Annotated in this window: 14 protein-coding genes; 10 read left to right on the forward strand and 4 right to left on the reverse strand. The window is 54.4% G+C overall.

Annotated features, from left to right (window positions below; genetic code table 11):
- Nucleotides 1-183: 183 nt before the first annotated feature.
- On the reverse strand, nt 184-2454 hold the full coding sequence (metE, locus tag BMY63_RS02535) for a 5-methyltetrahydropteroyltriglutamate--homocysteine S-methyltransferase (RefSeq protein WP_091914948.1): 2271 nt from the start codon (nt 2452-2454) through the stop codon (nt 184-186).
- A gap of 306 nt (nt 2455-2760) precedes the next feature.
- Between metE and BMY63_RS02540 the strand changes: the two genes are divergently transcribed.
- The 3 genes from BMY63_RS02540 to BMY63_RS02550 all read left to right on the forward strand — a co-directional run bounded on the left by BMY63_RS02540 (nt 2761) and on the right by BMY63_RS02550 (nt 6473).
- Nucleotides 2761-3339 (forward strand): hypothetical protein, encoded by a 579-nt coding sequence (locus tag BMY63_RS02540; RefSeq protein ID WP_091914502.1) that lies wholly within the window; start codon nt 2761-2763, stop codon nt 3337-3339.
- Between the two features lie 755 nt (nt 3340-4094).
- Nucleotides 4095-5762: an ATP-binding protein gene (locus tag BMY63_RS02545; protein ID WP_177178361.1), complete on the forward strand. Its 1668-nt coding sequence runs from the start codon at nt 4095-4097 to the stop codon at nt 5760-5762.
- Nucleotides 5763-5789: 27 nt separating this feature from the next.
- Nucleotides 5790-6473: an alpha/beta fold hydrolase gene (locus BMY63_RS02550; RefSeq protein ID WP_218141880.1), complete on the forward strand. Its 684-nt coding sequence runs from the start codon at nt 5790-5792 to the stop codon at nt 6471-6473.
- 165 nt (nt 6474-6638) lie between these two features.
- Here the strand turns inward: BMY63_RS02550 and BMY63_RS02555 are convergent, their stop codons facing one another.
- The 3 genes from BMY63_RS02555 to BMY63_RS02565 form a co-directional block, all read right to left on the reverse strand.
- Nucleotides 6639-7160, reverse strand: coding sequence for a hypothetical protein (locus BMY63_RS02555; RefSeq protein WP_091914506.1), 522 nt, complete (start codon nt 7158-7160; stop codon nt 6639-6641).
- A gap of 34 nt (nt 7161-7194) precedes the next feature.
- Nucleotides 7195-7692: a hypothetical protein gene (locus tag BMY63_RS02560; protein WP_091914508.1), complete on the reverse strand. Its 498-nt coding sequence runs from the start codon at nt 7690-7692 to the stop codon at nt 7195-7197.
- A gap of 120 nt (nt 7693-7812) precedes the next feature.
- The gene (locus BMY63_RS02565; protein ID WP_091914510.1) at nt 7813-8583 is read right to left on the reverse strand and encodes a ZIP family metal transporter; all 771 of its coding nucleotides are present in this window, start codon (nt 8581-8583) and stop codon (nt 7813-7815) included.
- A 116-nt stretch (nt 8584-8699) separates the two neighbouring features.
- Here BMY63_RS02565 and BMY63_RS02570 point away from each other — a divergent pair, with 116 nt between their 5' ends.
- From BMY63_RS02570 to BMY63_RS02600, 7 genes are all read left to right on the forward strand, one after another.
- Nucleotides 8700-11432, forward strand: coding sequence for a TonB-dependent receptor (locus BMY63_RS02570; RefSeq protein ID WP_091914952.1), 2733 nt, complete (start codon nt 8700-8702; stop codon nt 11430-11432).
- Nucleotides 11429-11815, forward strand: a complete 387-nt coding sequence (locus tag BMY63_RS02575) for a hypothetical protein (RefSeq protein WP_091914512.1) — start codon at nt 11429-11431, stop codon at nt 11813-11815. Before BMY63_RS02570 ends, BMY63_RS02575 begins: the two co-directional genes overlap by 4 nt.
- Nucleotides 11812-13323, forward strand: coding sequence for a DUF6850 family outer membrane beta-barrel protein (locus tag BMY63_RS02580; RefSeq protein WP_091914514.1), 1512 nt, complete (start codon nt 11812-11814; stop codon nt 13321-13323). Before BMY63_RS02575 ends, BMY63_RS02580 begins: the two co-directional genes overlap by 4 nt.
- 36 nt (nt 13324-13359) lie before the next feature.
- A complete protein-coding gene (locus BMY63_RS02585) occupies nt 13360-14595 on the forward strand; it encodes a DUF4876 domain-containing protein (protein WP_091914516.1) in 1236 nt (411 codons plus the stop codon).
- Between the two features lie 9 nt (nt 14596-14604).
- A complete protein-coding gene (locus BMY63_RS02590; protein ID WP_091914954.1) occupies nt 14605-17412 on the forward strand; it encodes a M16 family metallopeptidase in 2808 nt (935 codons plus the stop codon).
- Nucleotides 17413-17642: 230 nt separating this feature from the next.
- Nucleotides 17643-18275, forward strand: coding sequence for a TetR/AcrR family transcriptional regulator (locus BMY63_RS02595; RefSeq protein ID WP_091914518.1), 633 nt, complete (start codon nt 17643-17645; stop codon nt 18273-18275).
- 4 nt (nt 18276-18279) lie between these two features.
- Nucleotides 18280-20634 (forward strand): efflux RND transporter permease subunit, encoded by a 2355-nt coding sequence (locus BMY63_RS02600; RefSeq protein ID WP_091914520.1) that lies wholly within the window; start codon nt 18280-18282, stop codon nt 20632-20634.
- Nucleotides 20635-20643 lie beyond the last annotated feature (9 nt).

Genomic DNA, 20643 nt, shown 5'->3' on the forward strand with positions numbered 1-20643 from the left:
TATATATATATGGTGATGTAACCAACCAGTTTGCCGAGATAAAAGTAACCCAATGAGAGGTCGGGGTTCTCAATATCAAGGAGCAGACGGGAGCCACGACAGGCAATTATAGTTATTAAGGGCAGTCATCGGTCTTCTTTCGACAACTGCCCTATCATTTATAGTTTGTTTTTCTGAGAAACCTTAGAACACCTCCGAGCGGAGTCGCTTGGCAGCCTCGACCAGGTTCTTAAGACTCTGTGTGGTCTCCTGTTCTCCACGGGTCTTCAGACCGCAGTCCGGGTTCACCCACACATTCTCCTTCGGGATCTTCGCGATGATCTTATGTAGCACCCCGACGATCTCGTCGACCGACGGCACACGCGGCGAGTGGATATCATAGACACCCGGTCCCACCTCCGTCTCAAACTGCACCGCTTTCAGAGCATCGAGCAGCTTCAGGTCGGAACGACTGGCCTCGAACGTGATGACATCGGCATCCATTGCATCGATATCCCTGACGATATCCCCGAACTCACTGTAACACATATGTGTATGTATCTGAGTCTCTGGCTTCACCTTCGCATGCACCAGTCGGAAGGCCGGTATAGCCCAGTCCAGATAATCGCTGTGCCAACAGCTCTTGCGTAGGGGCAGTTTCTCACGCAGTGCCGCCTCGTCGATCTGGATAATCCTGATGCCGTTGCTTTCGAGGTCGAGCACTTCGTCGCGGATGGCCAGAGCTATCTGTAGTGCCTGTTCTTTGAGAGAGATATCCTCACGTGGGAACGACCAGTTGAGGATGGTGACCGGTCCTGTCAACATACCCTTGACGGGCTTGTTGGTACAACTCTGGGCGAAGACCGACCAGTCGACCGTCATCGGCGCACTCCGACTGACATCTCCCCAGACGATCGGCGGTTTGACGCATCGTGTACCATAGCTCTGTACCCAGGCATTCTGCGTAAACACATACCCGTCCATCTTCGAACCGAAGTACTCCACCATGTCGTTGCGCTCGAACTCACCATGCACCAGCACGTCGAGCCCGATGCTCTCTTGCAGTTTGATGCACTCCAGTATCTTGTTTCTGTTGAAGTCTATATACTGTTCGCGTGAGATCGTACCCTTTCTGAAGGCCGTACGGGCGGCACGCACCTCTGCCGTCTGCGGGAAAGAGCCGATGGTGGTCGTGGGCAGTGCCGGCAGACGGAACACCTCCTTCTGCACCTGACGACGCGCAAGACGAGCAGGCGTACGCTCGAAGTCGGCCTCCGACAGTTGTGCCAGAGCATTTCTCACATCAGCATGGGGGACTGTGCGCACGCCGGCGAACAACGTCTTATTGCGTCCAAGTGCGGCCGTGTCGCCACTGGCGAGGTCGACCAACTCCGTGAGCTTCTCCTCGGCGAAGGCAAAATAATCAAGAATATCGGTCGACAGTCTCTCCTCGGCAGCCACCGTGTAGGGCACGTGCAGGAGAGAGCACGATGTCGATATCACCACGCGCTCCGGTGCCACCAACTGCTCGATGCTGGCGATCAGCGCATTCTTCTGTGCATAGTCGGCCCGCCAGATGTTCTTGCCGTTCACGACACCAGCGAAGAGCAGTGCGTCCTTGGGGAAGCCCGTCTGCAACAGTTCGAGCGACTTCTGTCCTTCCACGAAGTCGAGACCGATGCCATCGAAGCCGAGGGCCACCACATCGCGATACACATCGCGGATATCCCCGAAATACGTCTGAAGGAGCACCTTCAGTCCGGTGGCATGCAGTCGTCCTACGAGCGAGGCATAGATCGCCTTGAACAATGCCCGTTCCTCGGCGGTCACGTCGAGCACCAGTGCCGGCTCAGCGATGCTGATCCACGAGGCACCCGCCGCCGCCAGTTGTCCACCGATCTGTGCGTATGCCTCCACGGCCGCCTCCACAAAGTCAGCAGCACGTTTCTGACCACAGTAACGGGCCAGGTGCAGGAAGGTGTAGGCACCTATCAAAGCCGGCACCGTGTCAATACCCAGTGCCTTCGCCTCCGCGTAGTCCCTCACGGGCTTGTCGCCCTGCAACCTCAGCACGGTGTCATCGTCGAGCTCTGGTTCTATATAATGGTAGTTTGTGTTGAACCACTTCTTCATCGGGAGAGCCTTCACGTCGCCCTTCTCACCCTGATAACCATGGGCCGCGGCGAAATAGGTCTCCAACTCAGAGAGGCCCAACTGGCGGTAGCGCTCTGGCACCACGCCCAAGAGGAATGCCGTGTCGAGCACATTATCATAGAAAGAGAAATCGTTCGACGGAATCAACGAGATACCCCTCTCCTGTTGTCTCTGCCAACCATACCGGCGCATCTCGGCTCCTACTCGTTGGAGTTCATCCCCAGAGATCTCACCCTTGAAAAACTTCTCACATGCGAACTTCAGTTCGCGCTTTCTCCCGATACGTGGGAATCCTATCACGGATGTCTTTTTTACTGTCATAGTCGGTTTATGATTTAAATTCTTGATCTTCATTTTCCGGGTGCAAAGATATGTAACTCCGTGCAGACCAACAAGACTTTCCTTTAAATTCGGAAAAACATACTGCATTTGTATCGACATAACCAAATAACACAGAATATTATTCTGCTTAATAAGAAAAGAACCATCTATAGGGAAATCCCCCACCCCGTATAGGGAAATTCCTTTGCCACATCAGAGATTTTGTTGTTCCTTTGCAGTGTGAATCATCAAGATATCACATCCGTAGCATAATAACGAATTCAACTATTATAAACCATTAGTATTATGAAACAGATTCTTATGATCCTGGCCGCCATGATCTCCATGGAGGCGGCCGCACAGAACGAGACGTACAATCCCAAACGTAGTGTCAACCTCGAAGTGCTCGGTGCATCGGGCCTTGTCGGCGTCAACTACGACTCACGCTTCAAGACCGGATCGCCCTGGGGCTATCGTGTGGGTATCGGCTACGTCTACAGCGAGCGTTCCAACATGTTCGCTCACTCCCGTTCCCTACAAGGTCCCGACATCCCTTTGGAACTGAACTATCTGTTGGGAAAGAAAAGCAGCAAGCTCGAATTAGGTCTCGGTGTCAATTTCGGCTACTACAAAGAGAAATACAACAATTACGGTATGGTGCCCGTTGGCGAGGATCACGGAGTAACAGTATATGAAAGCGTACTGATCGGGAAGGACTCGCATTCCACATGGGGTTACTACTACTATGGTAACATCGGGTATCGCTACCAGTCCAAAAAAGGATTCCAGTTCCGCGCCGGTGTGATCCCTTCCATACAGCCCAATGACAAGCATGGTGTCAAGAGGGTCTTCACGCCGTACGTCAGTGTCGGATATGCCTTCTAACGCCCCCTTCCCCCCCCCCTCGCCAAGAGGGGGGCTTTTTGCAGGGTTCCACCCTGCTGTTGTCTTCATTTTCTTTCTGTCACCAGAAAGAAAACCGAAGCAAAAGAAAGAGTGCGAAAACGTCCTGTCTCGGAGGCCGGTTGTCCGATTTTAGTAGCCACTCAATGGGCTCGCTTCGCTCAGACAGCATTTCGTATTTCGTTCCTTGGCTCGCTTCCCGAGCCAAGACTCAATATGGCTCCGAAAATAGGACAGCCTCTAAAGACCTCCTCGTGCGGAATGTTTTCGAAGAAGCTGTGCGCCAGCCGAGAGTGATAAGCGGGACCTGTGATGGTCCCAGCTTACCTTAATGTAAGAGCGACAGGAGGAGCGGTTAAGCCCCTTGCCAACGATTGGCGAGGGGTTTGGGGAGTGGTTCGAAGCCCCTTCTTAAGGACAAGAAGGGGTTGGGGTTGTTGGTGAACCTGCAGGGTGAAACCCTGCAAAACCTTTTGGTTCTTTTCTCTGCGCCAGAGAAAAAGAACATCCCAGCAGGGTGGAACCCTGCATTATAGCCGCCCCTTACCAAGGGGCTCTAAGGGCTCGGTTTCTTTCTCGTAACTAAAAGAAAATGAAGGAATGCAAAAGAAAACAAACTTTTATTTTGCATTTCTCTCGTTTTTTCGTAATTTTGCACCCAAATAATTAACCACTGCATGTTGCGACGCAAGAAAAAAAGACTACTATCTTATTTTATCATCCTGCTGTCTGTTGGGATGATTAGTGCCTGCGCCGACAATCTGAAAGAGCTTTTCCACCCGTCAGACAAGGCCCCGGTCATCAGTCCGTTGGCCACCAAACTCGGGTTCTCTAAGGAGAGGCCTCTGGTCATGGGCATGAACACCAGCTACGCTCCCCTGCAATACGTTGACGACAAGGGAACACCAAGCGGCTACGATGTTGAGTTTACCAAGATCCTGATGAATCGTATGGGCATCCCCTATACTTTCTCGCCCAATATCTGGGACAAGATGTCGCCCGGCATCATCGAGGGCAAGTACGACGTGGGCATGCTGGTCTACTCGTCGTATCGCAAGGAACTCACGAACTATTCGCATGCCGTGTTCCGCATGTACTACCAGATTGTATATCGCAAGAAAGACTATACCGACTTCGATTTCCGTCACCTGAAGGGTAAGACGATCGCTTACATGAAGTCGCGCCCCATCGGACTGATGCTCAAGAATGCCGAGGCCAACGATGTGTCGATCACCGACCTGAGTGAGGCCTTCCGCGATCTGGCCGCCGGTAAGTACGACGGACTGATCTGCTACCGTTTCCAGGCCCAGTACAATATCAGTACGCTGCACCTGGAGAAACAGTTGCAGACAGAGGAGCTGTCGCTGGAGCCGCGTGAGTACTGCTACGCCAGTCACGACCCCCGTCTGATCAACGCCATCAATGCCGAACTACGCCGCATGGACGAGGAAGGCATCATCGACGAGGTGTATGGCGACAACGTGCTCACCCAGTTCGGTTCCATCAAGGTGCCCCTGTGGATCTGGGGCGTGCTGATGCTGCTCACCATTATCTATCTGGCCATCTACAGTATCAACCGCCACCGTTACAGCAAACGGCTGCAGCAGGCTCACCAGCAGCTGCAGTCGGCCTACGACCAGATGGCCGAGAAGAACGAGCAGCTGCAGATAGCCAACGCCCGTGCCGAGGAGTCGACACGCATGAAGAGCAATTTCATCAAGCAGATATCCCACGAGATACGTACCCCTCTGAATATCCTCAGCGGCTTCACCCAGATCCTCACCTCACCGGGCATCAAGCTCTCCGAGAAGGATCAGTCTGAAGCCTCGCAGCAGATCATCAAGAGCACCGACCGCATCACGGGTCTGGTGAACAAGATGCTCGAGCTCTCCGATATCAGCAGTCAGGTTGTGCTGGCGCGTAACGACAAGACCACACCTCTGAAGATCGCCCAACAGGCCATCAAGGCCTCCGGCATTGGCGATGCCGATCATCTGTCGTTCATCCTGCAACAGGAGGTCGGCGCCGAGTGTTCGTTCTATACCGACCTGCGTGCCGCCGTCCGCATCGTGGAACTGCTGCTCGACAACGCCATCAAGTTCACCCGTCCGTCGGAAGCCTATCTGTCGCAGAACCAAGAGCAGCAGAAGGAGCAGGTCACCATGACCGTCGGAGCCGATGGCAACACCGTCTGCTTCACGGTCGACGATACCGGTATCGGCATCCCGCCCGAGGAGGCTGAGCATATCTTCAACGAGTTCGTACAGCTCGACGAGTACTACAACGGCACTGGCGTCGGCCTGACCGTCGCCCGCAGTCTGGCCCGTCGTCTGGGCGGTGATGTCAAGCTCGACACCAACTGTCCCGACATCACCCGCTTCATCGTCACTCTGGCAAAGAAGTAACGACCGTCGTTTCCACATCCCCGCCCTATGATGGATATCACGCACTACTATGTAGAGAAAGGTCAGGGTCATCCCCTCATTCTGCTTCATGGCAACGGAGAGGACTGCACCTATTTCGACCACCAGATCGACGTGTTCGCCCAGCACTTCCATGTGTACGCCCTCGACACCCGTGGTCACGGACAGACCCCACGAGGCACCCGTCCCTTCACCATCCGTCAGTTTGCCGACGACCTGTTGGTCTTTATGGATGTCCACCATATCGAACGCGCCCATCTGTTAGGTTTCTCCGATGGCGGTAATATCGCCATGATCTTCGCCCTCCGCTATCCCGAGCGTGTGGACCGTCTCATCTTGAACGGTGCCAACCTCGACACGACCGGGGTGAAGAGACGCATCCAGATCCCCATTGAGATCGGCTATCGCGTGGCCCGCCTCTTCGCCAAGCGTAGTGCCGCCGCCCTACAGCATGCCGAACTGTTGGGACTGATGGTGAACGACCCCGCCGTGGCTCCCACTGAGTTGTCGTCGATACAGTCGAAGACGCTCGTCATCGCCGGTACCAACGATATGATCAAGGAACAGCACACCCGTCTCATAGCCGCCAGCATCCCCGACGCCACCCTTGTCATCCTCCCGGGCAATCATTTCATCGCCCACCAACGGCCCTTGTCATTCAACCAAGCCGCCCTTGAGTTCCTAAAAGATTAGGCGCAACAATTAAAGGAACGTCATCTATAAAAGTAAAACAACTTGTTTTACCTTCTTAAACGATATTCCTTTCAACTATAAAAATAGCTTCTTTAAAGGTAAAACAAGTTGTTTTGGTGTAACTAATCCCTATGACACGATCATAAGGCGTATCAGATAACATCATCAATCGTCATCCGCGTCTTCGTCGGTGCCGCCCTCTTCGAGGTTATCGAGGTCAAGGCATTCCTTGGCGCTTCGTACGGCATAGATGTCCAACTTGCTGATGTCGAGACCGTCCAACTTAGACGGCCGGCGCTTCCACTGCTCATAAGGGATGCCTTTTGACATCAGCAACGACTGCAGTTCACGGATATAGATCTCCAGATGGGTGATCCGCTTGCGCAGGTCGTGCATCTTAACCACCCGTCTGGGGAAGGTCACGGTGATCTTCGTCTTCAGTGCCTTGATCTCACTCATCAGTCTCTTGATGGTGGCATCCTTGTCGGGATCGTCCACGACTCCCGCCTCGGCCTTCTCAAGGCGCCTCTGCAAGAGGACGTTCTCCTCCTCCAAGCCCTTCGCATAGCTGCTCAGTTCCTCCAGTCGACGCAGATCCTTGCGGTAGGCCGCAATGAGATACTTCATCCGGACCTCATAGGGAATGTCGTCCTCGAATACGCCAACTCTCTTCTGATACTCTTCCATATATCCTATTTTTCAACAACCATCCAGGAAAAAGTTATCCGATGCGCTTCCCGAAGATCTCACAGATCAGGTTCCGACGACCATCGTCGAAGATCTGCACATTCTCCCAATGGAAACTGTCGGCCGTGATGTCCGAGAAGATCCAGTAGGTACATGTCTCGGCCAGAACCTTACCCACCAGCTTGTCGCCCTCGCGGGTAAAGCACAGTCGTTTCATGCTGTGGTCGCAGGTGTAGACCACATCGTAGCATAGCTGCTGCTTGTTGAACATTCGCAGGGATGTGCCATATTCGCCATCCGGCTCGGGATGCTCTTCCTTGGTGCTTCTGGAAGGGAAGATAAAGATATCCTGTACGCCCGTTCCCTCCAGGATATACCGGAAGATCCACTCGCCTTTCACATGACGCTTCTGGTCGTCGGGACCGTCGTAATAGTCACAGTCCCAGTCGCCGATCAGCGGCGCGAACCAGTCATAATCCTCGGGAATCTTGTAGGCCTTAGTGCTTAATAGTGCTTCAGAAAAAGTATCCATCTGTGATAATACTTATTTATGATTTCGTTAATTAAGTTATTCGGTTACAAAGGTATAAAACAATCTCATGAAATTGCAAAACTCCATGTTAACTTTAGCTTTAAATAACAATCGGGGGCGTCAGCCCATCACCACATCGAGCACCATCATCAGCACAAACCCCACGGAGAAGCCGATGGTGCTGAGGTTCGAGTGCTGACCACTGGAGGCCTCGGGTATCAGTTCCTCGATGACCACGTAGAACATAGCACCTGCGGCAAAGGCCAGCATATAGGGAAGGACGGGCATGAGCAGTGAGGCCAGTAAGACGACGGCGACAGCACCGACAGGCTCGACGGCACCACTCAGCGAGCCGATGAGGAACGAGCGGCGGCGACTGTTGCCGGCGGCCCGCATTGGCATAGAGATGATGGCCCCCTCGGGGATATTCTGGATGGCGATACCCACGGCCACGGCCAGGGCACTGGTGAGCGTGATGGGTGTGTCACCACTGCTGGCACCGGCAAAGACCACACCGACGGCCATGCCCTCGGGCAGGTTGTGGATGGTGACGGCCAGGGCAAGCATGGCCGTGCGTGAGAGATGGGCGCGGAGACCCTCTGGCTTGTCGGTACCGATATGCAGGTGTGGCGTCAGCACGTCGATGAGCAGCAGGAAGCCCATGCCCAACAGGAAGCCCACGGCGGCGGGCACCACGCTCCACTTGCCGCTGCCCTCCTCCATCGCCATCGACGGGATGAGCAACGACCATACCGACGCGGCCACCATCACCCCGGAGGCGAAGCCCAACAGCCACTTCTGCATGCGTACCGACATCTCATCTCTCATCAGAAAGACAAAGGCCGAGCCAAGCATCGTTCCCAACAGGGGAATCAGTAATCCAATTAGCATGCGACAAAGGTACGGAAATAAAACGAGATTAGAACATATCGGATTGAAAAATACCAATTTTTTGGTATTGCACACATCGGAGAGACCATGTACCTTTGTACCTCGGTAAAAAGAAGATGCATCAAAAAAGGATAATTATTACATTTCTGGCTGTCATCCTGTTACAAGTCACTCACGCACAGGGTGTTTTACAGGCCATCGTACTTGACAAGGATACACAGGAACCCATCATCGGAGCCACCATCCATGATGCCAGGAAAGGGAAGCCTCTCACCGTGACCGATGCGGAGGGCAGGTTCGCCATACCTAAAAATGATGAGGCAGGACAGATCCGTATCACCTATATCGGGTATAAGACACTCACAACCACCATGGTCAGAAACGGCCGTTACCTGATGGAGGCTGAGATCAGTCGACTGGGTGAGGTGGTGGTGACGGCTCAGGAGAGTCGCGGACTGACGAGTGCCTCGACCATCGGCAAGCATGCCATGGAGCACCTGCAGCCCTCGAGCTTCGCCGACCTACTGGAGCTGTTGCCCGGTGGACGGGCGGAGACACCCTCGCTGAGCACCCCAAACGTGATCCATATCCGTGAGGCAGCCTCGGGCGGCAGTCAGTATATGACCTCGTCGCTGGGCACTCAGTTTATGATCGATGGTGCACCCATCTCCACCAATGCCAACATGCAGTATGTCAGTGGGGCATGGGACACCGAGAGTACCTACCGCGACTTCACCAATGCGGGCGTCGACATGCGCTCGCTTTCGACCGATGATATCGAGAAGGTGGAGATCGTGCGCGGCATCGCCTCGGTAGAGTACGGCGACCTGACCAGCGGCCTGGTGAAGATCGAGCGAAAGAAGGGGGGTGCCGACCTGCACGTGAGACTGAAGGCCGACATGAGCTCGAAGCTGTTCTATCTGTCGAAAGGACTGGAATGGAAGCCTCGTCACCTGAGTCTGAACCTCAGTGCCGACTACCTCGACGCCAAGGCCGACCCCCGTAACACGCTGGAGAACTACAAACGAGTGACGCTCTCTGCCCGTCTGCACAAACAGTGGTTGCACGACCATTACGACGTGAGCCTGTCGACCAATGCCGACTACACGGGCTCGTTCGATAACGACAAAGTGGACCCCGACCTGAACTTCCATGTGGAAGACTCTTATAAGTCGCAGTATAACCGTCTGGCGTGGATGGGCGACCTGACCCTCAAGACCCGTCGGGAGTCGTGGCTGAAGAGTGCCGGACTGATGTGCTCGGCGGCCTACGAGTATGATGACATCAGACGGCGCCGCCTGATACAGTTACAACGCACGACGGTGGCGGCCACCAACTGCGAGGAGGGCGAGGCCGACGCCTTGTTGCTGCCGTGGAAATACATGGCCGACCACGAGGTGGAGGGAAAACCGCTGAATATCTACGCCAAACTGTCGGCACGCCTGCAGGTGCCCACAACGAAGGTCTCGAACACCTTGCTGTTAGGGGCCGACTGGAACATGGACAAGAACTACGGACGCGGACAGGTGTTCGACCCTGAGCGCCCACTCTACCCCGGCATCTCAACGCGTCGTCGACCGCTCTACGACATACCGGCCAACCACCGGTGGTCGCTCTTTGCCGAGGAGACCTTGAAATGGCCCACCGCCATAGGTACCTTCGAGGCAGCGGGCGGTCTACGTGCCACAGAGATGCTGAACCTGCCCGAGACATACGCCATGCATGGCAGGATGTACGTGGACCCGCGCCTCAATGTGGGCTATACGTTCCCGAAGATCACCGTCATGGGCAAGCCCACCTTCATCCGACTGGCAGGGGGTGTCGGACAGCACACGAAGATGCCAACGATGGAGCAGCTCTTCCCAGACAAGTTATATATCGACTTCATCCAACTGAACTATTATCACGAGAAGGCCGACTACCGCAGGGTGAACCTCATGACGTATATCCGCGATCCCAGGAACGTGGCACTGGAGGCAGCGAGGAACCTGAAATGGGAGGTGTCGGCAGATATCAATATCGGTGGCAACCGACTGAACATCACGTACTTCCGCGAGAAGATGAGCTCGGGCTTCCGCAGTCAGACGCACTACGAGAGCTTCAGCTATAAGGAATACGATGCCTCGACCATCGACGGGACCACACTCACTTCCCCACCCGCCCTCAGCGACATGACCTATACGGTGAGAGACGAGCTGGCTGGGTATGGCTACTACACCAATGGCAGTGAGACCGACAAGCAGGGTATCGAATACACGCTCGAGACCGTGCGCCTGCCGAAGGTGCTGACACGACTGACCATCAACGGGGCATGGCTGCATACCCACTACCGCAACTCGATGCTCGAGACCTACCGTCCCAGTATGGTGGTAGGCGACAGGAGTCTGCAGTACGTCGGTCTGTACCAGGATGCCGACGGCACGATGAGCGAGTCGTTCAACACCAACTTCACCTTCGACACCGACGTGCCCCGTCTGAAGCTCGGCTTCTCACTCTCGGCACAGTTCCTGTGGTACACCATGTCGCAGCGCGACCGGATCAGTAACACACCCGACCAGTATATCGCTCCCGACGGCAGCACCCACGACTGGCAGAGCGGCGACGAGACCGACACCTATCTGCAATGGCTCATCAGAACCAACAGTGAGACACTCTATGAGCTGACCCGCGTGCCTCTGTCGATGAACCTCAACCTGAAGGTAACGAAGAAGCTGTTTGACGACCGTCTGCAGATAGCCATGTTCTGTAATAAGATATGGGACTACACCCCCGACTACAAGCGCAAGGGCTACACCTTCCGCCGTCATGTGACACCTTATTTCGGACTTGAAATGAATATGAAGATATGAAGAAAAGACTGAACAGATATACGCTCATCCTGTTGACCATGGTGCTCGCCGGCTGTCACCAGGAGCTGACCGACTACCATACGGTAGCTAGGGTGACCCTCGGACTCCCCGACACCATCGACGTGATACGGATACAGGGCACGATGACCCTGCAGAGTCTGAACACCACGACCACCACGTCGACGGCCGACATGAACGGTCACACCTTCGAGGCCACCGTCCTGCGTGGGGCCTATAAGGTGGATGTGAACGGCATGGTGAGATATACCGGACAGGACGGGGCGACCCGTACCCGTCACTACCGTGCGCACTCCGACTACACACCCTTTGCCGACAGACCGATGAGCGAGGCAGAACTACCCATAACACTTCTGGAAGAATGAGCATACAGTTACGACCCATCACCATCTTATTCTATATGATGACGACCGTCTCGCTGGCAGCGGCCACCCCCGACTCCGTGCAGACAGAGCACCGGTCGGTCTGGCAACTGCTGGATACCGACACGTGGAAGAACCCGGCCCTTCACGGTCAGGCCTTCAGGACGGACTACACCCAACTGGCGCTCGACCTTCACTACACCGACCAGACAGAAGCGTTTGTGTTACAGAAAGGTACGGGCAGCACGCTCTACGAGATGGAGGCCAACACCTACCTGCATCTGTCGAACCATTCCACGGTATGGGGCAAGGCCTCGTATATGACCGGCAAGAGCCGTCATATCACATGGAGCTCGGTATCAGACTATGAGCTGCTGGAGCCTTATATCCTGGCCGACACCATGGGCGGCAACACCGAACGGGAGCGTTATGTGTTTGAAGGGGGCTATGCCACACGACTCAACCGACTCCTTCTGGGGGGTGAGATGCTCTTCCGTGCCGAACATGAATACCGCACCACCGACCCGCGTATGCGGGCCATCGTGACCGATCTGACCCTACGGGCGGGGGCGGCCTACGAGACAAACACCTACCACTGGGGAGCGGCTGCCGAGGCGAATATCTACAAGCAGACGGACAATGTGGCCTTCTACCGTGAGACGGGTGTCATTCCCGAGTTCCAGATGACAGGCTTAGGTGCCGTCTACGTGCGTTTCTCGGGCGAGGTGAACAACCTGTATTTCAACGGGGGCGGTGCCCAACTCTATCTGAACGCCCAACCGACTGACGGTCGTGGACTATTCGCGAACATCACCGTCGGTGAACACCGCTATGAGCGGGTTGCCGCCTCACTCAATTCTCTGCCCCTCACCAAGCTCTACCGCGAGGAGGCGAAGCTGCAGACCGGCTGGCGGAAAGACGGAAAGACCCATTGGGCCGTCTATGGCGACGCCCATTATACCCGTCGATTGGGCGATGAGAACATGGTAGGCTCGTCGCTGTCGAACAACTACCCCATCCTGACCACACTGACCATGTATAAGAACACCCTCATCGATGCCAGCATGAACGTGGTCTACGGTCAGCGACGGCACACCGACTGGCATATCGCTCTGAAGGCGGGTTATACGGAGAACAAAGAGACATACGTGGAGCCGGAGCGCCGTCAGGAGACCCGTCGACTGTACGGTCGGTTGGGTGCACAGCATATCGCCGCGGTCGGTCACAAGGGAGTGCTGACGTGTGCCCTGACAGCGACCTGTCTGCGAAACCTTGACAGTCGACTGAGCATCCCCGTACTGAACACGGAGGTGGCAGCCGTGAAGATGCTGAACCATAACTACCGTTATCTGAAGGCCGACTATACGGTCGTCGATGCACAGGTGAGGTACGACCACGCCATCGGAGCCGGGCGTATGGCGCTCTTCGGCATACTGGGCGGAGGCGTCACCTTCTGTTCTGAAGGTGAACAGGAGCAGCACCTGACCATGACATTAGGCATATCATTCTAAAAAACAATATTCATCAAATAAAAAAGTAAAGACATTATGAAGAAGATTTTCATGTGGAGCCTGGCGCTCCTTTCATTAGGACTGGGTGTGACATCGTGCGACAGCGACGACGATCCCGTCATCATCAACGATCCCGTAACCCTGTCGCTGGAGATGCCTCTCAACCTGGAGGATGTGGAGGTAACCAATAGTAACATCACCCTGACCAACGTCAACGCCAACCAGACCAAAGTGCTGATCAACGCCATCCAGAAGACGGCCAACGGTTTTGTGGCTACCTTCAACGAGGTGGAGGAAGGCACCTACGACCTGCATGCCACTGGTGAGCTGGCGTTCACTATCAACGGTGTGGCCGGTACCAGTAAGTTCGAGGTCAGTCAGGAGAATATCACGCTCTCCCGCACAGCCACCGCGATGAAGGTCACCATCAACACCTTCACAGCCAAGGGCGGCTTCGTGATCAGTGAGGTGTTCTTCACCGGCACCACCACCCCCGAGGGTAAGCAGTACAGCAACGACCAGTATATGATCATCACCAACAACAGCGACGTGACGCTCTATGCTGACAGCATCGCCTTTCTGGAGTCGTCGTTCCTCACGGTGAACAACTACGAGTATGTGCCCGACATCAGCAAGGACACCATGGCTGTGGATGCCGTCTACATGATTCCCGGCAACGGTACCAGTGTACCCGTAGAGCCCGGTCAATCAATCACCCTGGCCGTCAACGCCATCAACCATCTGGAGGGTAATGCCAACTCCATCGACCTGCGCGGAGCCGACTACGAATTCTATGACATCAGCAGCAACCCCACCTATAATGATGTGGATAATGCCAGCGTGCCCAACCTCGACAAGTGGTTCTGCTATACCGCTTCGCTCTATAGCATGCACAACCGCGGTTTCAGGTCGATAGCCATCGCCAAGATGAAAGAAAGCAAGGACAACTGGTTGGAGAAGTATGTCTACAACGGCAAGTACGTGATGAAGGCTAACGGTAACGTATACAATATGGAGGTGAGCAAGACCTATAAGGTGCCCATGTCATGGGTCATCGACGGCATCAACCTGAGTGTCGAGGAAGAGTGGCAGTGGAACGTGCTGCCCGCCCATATCGACAACGGCTGGACCTACTGCGGTAAGACGCTCAATGATAAGACACGCTATGGCAAGGCCGTGATCCGTAAGACCGGCAGCGACGGCAAGTATGTGGACACGAACAACTCGACCAACGATTTCACGCCCGAAGCCAAGCCCTCACTGTTCAAATAAATGATGACAATGAAGAAAATATATGTTCTATGGGCCCTCACGCTACTGTCGGCGACGGCAGTGGCACAGGGGCTTCCGCAAGACCCCACCGTGCGCAAGGGCCAACTGAAGAACGGCATGACCTACTATATCCGTCACAATGCGAAGGAGACGGGGTTGGCCGACTTCTACATCGCCCAGCGTGTGGGCAGCATCCTGGAGGAACCCCGTCAGCGCGGACTGGCGCATTTCCTGGAGCACATGGCCTTCAACGGCACCAAGAACTTCCCCGGCAAGGGCAAGCGCCTCGGCATCGTGCCTTGGTGCGAGAGCATCGGCGTGAAGTTCGGCGCCAACCTGAATGCTTATACCTCTATCGACCAGACGGTCTATCATATCGGTTCTGCCCCGCTGAAGCGCGAAGGCATCATCGACAGTTGTCTGCTGGTGCTCCACGACTGGAGTCACTACCTACTGCTCGAAGATGCGGAGATCGACAAGGAGCGCGGTGTGATCCACGAGGAGTGGCGCACCCGTCGTGCCGGTATGGCGGTGCAGCGCCTGCAGGAGCAGGCCATGCCCAAGATCTACCAAGGCACCAAGTATGAGGACTGTATGCCCATCGGTTCGATGGACATCGTGGACCATTTCCCCTATCAGGATCTGCGCGACTACTACCAGAAATGGTATCGTCCCGACCTGCAAGCCATCATCGTGGTAGGTGATATCGATGTGGACAAGATGGAGAAGAAGATCAAGAAGACGTTCTCATCCATCCCCATGCCGAAGAAGGCCGCGGAACGTATCTACTACCCCGTCAATGATAACGACACGATGATCGTGGCCATCGAGAAGGACAAGGAACAGCCTATTGCCCTCTGTCACCTCTATCAGAAAAGAGACGCCACACCCGACCGCGAGAAGAACTCGGAGAAATACCTGCGCGACGACTATGTGGACGGACTGATCACCACCATGCTCAACGACCGTTACGTAGAACTGCGGCAGCAGTCGGACGCGCCCTTCCAGAGCGCCACCGGCCGGTCGTCGATCTTCTTCCTCAGTCGGACGAAAGACGCCTTCTCCCTGAGTGTCAGTTGTAAGAGCGACAACATCCTGGGAGGTATCATCGCTGCCGTGGGTGTGGCCGAACGGGCCCGCCAGCACGGTTTCACACAGTCTGAGCTTGATCGGGCTAAGAAACTGCGCCTGAACGCTGCCGAGCGCCGTACGAAGATGCAGGCCGACTACCGTAACTCGCACTATGTGAATGCTTGTGTGGATAACTTCCTGACCGGTGAGCCGCTCGTGTCGGTCGACTTTGCACTGAAGAACACGCAGAAGCTCGACCGTGAGGTGACGCTGACCGAGGTGAACGCTGCCGTGAAGGAGCTGATCACCGACCAGAACCAAGTGGTAGTGATGTATGCCCCCGACAAGGAGGGTATCGTCATCCCCACGGAAGAGCAGCTGCGCCAGGTCATCCTCGCAGCCCAGCAGCTGAGCTATGCCCCCTACACGGAAGAGCAGTTGGCCACCGACCTGGTGAGTGAGCTGCCACAGGCAGGCACCATCACCAACGAACGGCCCTGGGCGCACGGTTTCACCGAGCTCACACTCAGCAACGGCATGAAGGTCTATGCCAAGAAGACCGACTATGAAGCCGATGCCGTCTCACTGAGCATGAGGGCCGAGGGCGGCACCTCGCTCTATGGCGACGAGGACATCCCGAACTTCTCACTCATCACAAGTGCTGTCACCGAGGGCGGTGTGGGTCACTTCGATGCCGTCAGTCTGCGTAAGATGCTGACGGGTAAGAGCGTACGGGTCAGCCCGTCGGTGGGCACCAAGGGACAGAGCATCAACGGTGGAGCGTCGGTGAAAGACATGAAGACGATGTTCCAACTGGCCTATCTCTACTTTACCCAACCGCGTAAAGATGCTGGAGCCTATGCCTCACTCATCAACCGCACTCGCTCGTTCCTCTCTAATAGAAATGCCTCGCCGAAGGTCGACTACAACGACTCCATCCGTGCCGTCCTCTATGGACACAACCCCCGACTGGCACCCGTCGTGCAGGAGACCCTCGACCAAGCCGACTACGACCGTATCCTCGAGATCTACAAGGAGCGGTTCAGTGATGCGTCGAACTTCAAGACGGTCATCATCGGCAACTACGACGAGCAGGAGCTGCGTGCGCTCGTCTGTCAGTATCTGGCCACGCTGCCTGCTACTGGTAAGCATGAGCAGACCAACTACCAGAACGTGCCCCGTATCGTGGACGGTGAGAAGGTGGTGACATTCTCCAAGCAGCAGGCCACTCCATTAGCCAATGTCAGCATCTACCTGACGGCCGACGTGCCCTTCACCCCGAAGAGCGACTTAGAGCTCGACTTCCTGAAGCGTTGTCTCTCCATCGCTTATACCGACTCTGTGCGCGAGGAGAAGGGCGGCACCTACGGGGTCAGCGTGAACTTTGAGCTGGAGAAAGACGACAAGCCCAACACCACGTTCAGCATCTCCTATAATGCCGACCCGTCGCGCTACGAGGAGCTGAACCCGATCATCTACCAGCAACTGAAACATATCGCCGACCACGGTCCTTCTGCCACATCGATGCAGAAGGTGAAGGAGTATCTTGTGAAGCAGTATGCCCAAGTGGCCATCACCAACGACTACTGGAGCTACATCATCTGGCATGAGCTCGACGATGATGCCGACTTCGACCGCGACTATTGTAAGATGGTACAGGAGATGACGGCCGAGGATGTGCAGCGCATGGCCCAACGGCTGTTGGCCGCCAAGCGTTGTATCGAGGTGACCATGCTGTCGGAGTAATACCTACATCTGATTAGGTCATGAGAGATGCACGGTGCTTAAAACACTCTGTTTTAGGTATTGTGCATCTCGTTTTTTCGTCATACCTTTGCACCCGGAAAATGGAATAGTATGATAAGGTACAACAGACATCAGGATATAACGATGACTAAGAAGAGGACTCCTACAGGTGTGAGTCCTCTTTTTTTTGTGAACAAATTAGAGTATTGTTCGTTTTTAAGCGTCAGACTATGCAGATAAAAAAGGAATACACACGTGAGCAGATTGTGACGGTGGCCAAAGGAGTCTTCCTCAAGAAGGGCTTTGCCAAGACATCCATGCGCGACATCGCCAAGGGCTGTGGCATTGGCGTAAGTAACATATACAACTACTTCAACAGCAAGGACGAGTTGTTCAGACATATCGTGACGCCACTCACGACGGAGATGGAAAGGATGATGCACGACCATCACAACGTGAAGGACCATGAGCAGTTTCTGCAATATACCCGTGATGAGAACGACGAGATGATGATGAATCACGTGCAGGAATACCTGAGTCTGATCAACAATCATCGCGACGAACTGAAACTGATCCTGTACAAGTCACAGGGGTCAACACTCGAGACCTATATTGATGTATATACTGAGGCATGTACGAAAGAGGTGTTGAAGTTTATGAAAGCGTTTAAGCACAGTTATCCGGATTTCCGTGTAGACCTCAGTCCGTTCACCTATCACGTACATATGGTATGGATGTTTAATTTCATCTCGGAGGTCATCAAGCACGACCTGAAGCCCCGGGAGATGAAAAAAGCCATTGAGGACTACATACAGTTTGAATTCTCAGGATGGAGAGCAATCATGAACCCAAATAACATATAAGACAATGAAAATTGAAAAGATCAATGAACTGTTCGGCAGGTTTGCCGAACGACTGCTGAAGATGCGCTGGATGACATTAGGCATCTTCGCGCTGGTGATAGTCCTGTCGGTCATAGGCATGAAACGTATGGTGAAGGAGACCTCGTTCGACGACTACTTCATCGAGGATGATCCCATGCTGGTGAAGACAGAGGAGTTTAAGTCACACTTCGGCAATGACTACTACGTCGGTGTGCTGACACAGTGCGACAACCATTTCACAAAAGAGAACCTGTCGACACTACGTGCCCTGTCCAACGAACTGCTCGACAGTCTGTCGTATGCCGACAAGGTGACCTCACTGACCGACATCGAGTTTATGGTAGGCAGCGATGACGGTATGACCATCGAGCAGATTGTGCCCGACGACATTCCCGACGACGGTACGCCCGCCATGGATAGCATCAAGGCCAGAGCCTACAGCAAACCCCACGTAGCCAAGAAACTGATATCAAAGGAAGGCGACCTGTCGTGGATCATGGTGAAGCTGCGCGCCTTCCCGAAAGACAGTGTATGGAAGAAACAGGGTAACGTGTCACCGGATATCATCACCGGTCAGGAGGTGGAGCGTATCATCAAGAAGCCAGAATATGCCTCACTGAGCCCCAAAGGAACAGGCATGCCGTATGTCACCAACTGTAAGACAGAGTATATCGGTAAGGAGATGGGAAGGCTGATGATGATCGCCACTCTGATCTGTATCGTGGTGATGCTCTGTATGACCCGTTCACTAAGGGGCATCCTGGCACCAATCATCTCCGTGATTGGCGGTCTGTTCATCACCTATGGCATCGCAGGCTATACACAGATGTATGTCGACTCGACGGTGCTGATGATTCCCACTATCCTGTCGTTTGCAGTGGCCATCGCCTACAACATCCATATCTTCTCGTATTTCAGAGGACGGATGCGTATCCACGGAGAGCGTAAGAAAGCCATCATAGAGACCCTGAAAGAGATCGGCTGGTCTGTGTTCTTCTGTGGCTTCACCACCCTGGTATCACTGCTGTCGTTCCTCGTCATCCCCATCCGTCCGATGCAGTGTGTTGGTGTGATCAGTTCGATGAGTGTACTGTTCGTATTGCTCACCTCACTCATCATCTCGCCCGTGCTGCTGTCGTTCGGTAAGAACAAACGACCTATAGAGGGCTTCACCGAGGAGAGCGATACTCGATGGACCAAGGTCATGGTGGATCTGAGCAACGTCGTCATGAGGAATCCCCGTAAGATCGGTCTCTCGTTCCTCGTCGTCTGCATCCTGCTCTGCATCGGTCTGTGGAAGATTGAGGCAGCCTTCGATATCGAGCGGACCATGGGTGAGGATGTGCCATACGTGAAAGAGGTGATGGACGTGGGTCGTTCGGAGCTGGGATCGCTCTACTCGTATGACCTGATCGTGGAGCTGTCCGATGACGACATGGCCAAAGAGCCCAAGAACCTGAAGCTGCTGGACCAGCTGCAACAGAAAGTGGCAGGCTATAAGTTGACCAAACGCACCACCTCGATCCTCGACATCCTGAAAGACTTGAACCAGACCCTGAACGACGGTGACAGCGCTTACTACCGTATCCCCGACACGGAAGAGGAAGTGGCACAAGAGATTCTGCTCTATGAGAATGCCGGTGGTACGGAGTCGGAATACTGGGTGGACTATGACTATCGTCGCTTGCGCCTGATGGTAGAGATCTCCGATTTCAACTCGGCTCAGGTGGAGCGCGAGATAGCAACGATCCAGGCAGACGCCGAAGCGCTGTTCCCCGGTGCCAAGATCACCGTGGTGGGTAATATCCCGCAGTATGTCACGATGATGCAGTATCTGGTGAGAGGACAGATGTTGTCGTTTATCATCTCGATCCTGATCATCGGTATCATCCTGATGATTGCCTTCCAGAGCATCCGTGTGGGTCTCATCGGACTGATACCGAACATGATGCCAGCCGTGTTTGTAGGCGGCTATATGGGTTGGATGGGTATCCCCCTCGACATGATGACGGCTACGCTACTGCCGATGATGCTAGGTATGGCTGTCGATGACACCATCCACTTCATCAACCACTCAAAACTGGAATACGATCGTACCAGTCACTACAAAAGTGCTATCCAAAGGACCTTCCGTGTGGTAGGTGTGGCTATCGTCATCACCTCAATCATCACCTCGGCCGTGTTCGCCAGTTTCTGCACCTCGGCCTGTACCATGTGTATCAACTTCGGACTGACGGCTATCATCGGTATCATGTCGGCCCTCGCTGCCGACCTCCTGGTAACCCCGATCCTGGTCAGCAAGTGTAAGGTGTTTGGAAAGGAGAAAGTTAAGAATTAAGAATTAAGA

Origin of the sequence: Prevotella aff. ruminicola Tc2-24 (genome assembly GCF_900110895.1) — a bacterium.
Classification (GTDB): Bacteria; Bacteroidota; Bacteroidia; order Bacteroidales; family Bacteroidaceae; genus Prevotella.

Coding starts and splice junctions, on each gene's coding strand:
- metE (WP_091914948.1), bottom strand. CDS start 2,454: ATGACAGTAAAAAAGACATCCGTGATAGGATTCCCACGTATCGGGAGA.
- BMY63_RS02540 (WP_091914502.1), top strand. CDS start 2,761: ATGAAACAGATTCTTATGATCCTGGCCGCCATGATCTCCATGGAGGCG.
- BMY63_RS02545 (WP_177178361.1), top strand. CDS start 4,095: ATGATTAGTGCCTGCGCCGACAATCTGAAAGAGCTTTTCCACCCGTCA.
- BMY63_RS02550 (WP_218141880.1), top strand. CDS start 5,790: ATGATGGATATCACGCACTACTATGTAGAGAAAGGTCAGGGTCATCCC.
- BMY63_RS02555 (WP_091914506.1), bottom strand. CDS start 7,160: ATGGAAGAGTATCAGAAGAGAGTTGGCGTATTCGAGGACGACATTCCC.
- BMY63_RS02560 (WP_091914508.1), bottom strand. CDS start 7,692: ATGGATACTTTTTCTGAAGCACTATTAAGCACTAAGGCCTACAAGATT.
- BMY63_RS02565 (WP_091914510.1), bottom strand. CDS start 8,583: ATGCTAATTGGATTACTGATTCCCCTGTTGGGAACGATGCTTGGCTCG.
- BMY63_RS02570 (WP_091914952.1), top strand. CDS start 8,700: ATGCATCAAAAAAGGATAATTATTACATTTCTGGCTGTCATCCTGTTA.
- BMY63_RS02575 (WP_091914512.1), top strand. CDS start 11,429: ATGAAGAAAAGACTGAACAGATATACGCTCATCCTGTTGACCATGGTG.
- BMY63_RS02580 (WP_091914514.1), top strand. CDS start 11,812: ATGAGCATACAGTTACGACCCATCACCATCTTATTCTATATGATGACG.
- BMY63_RS02585 (WP_091914516.1), top strand. CDS start 13,360: ATGAAGAAGATTTTCATGTGGAGCCTGGCGCTCCTTTCATTAGGACTG.
- BMY63_RS02590 (WP_091914954.1), top strand. CDS start 14,605: ATGAAGAAAATATATGTTCTATGGGCCCTCACGCTACTGTCGGCGACG.
- BMY63_RS02595 (WP_091914518.1), top strand. CDS start 17,643: ATGCAGATAAAAAAGGAATACACACGTGAGCAGATTGTGACGGTGGCC.
- BMY63_RS02600 (WP_091914520.1), top strand. CDS start 18,280: ATGAAAATTGAAAAGATCAATGAACTGTTCGGCAGGTTTGCCGAACGA.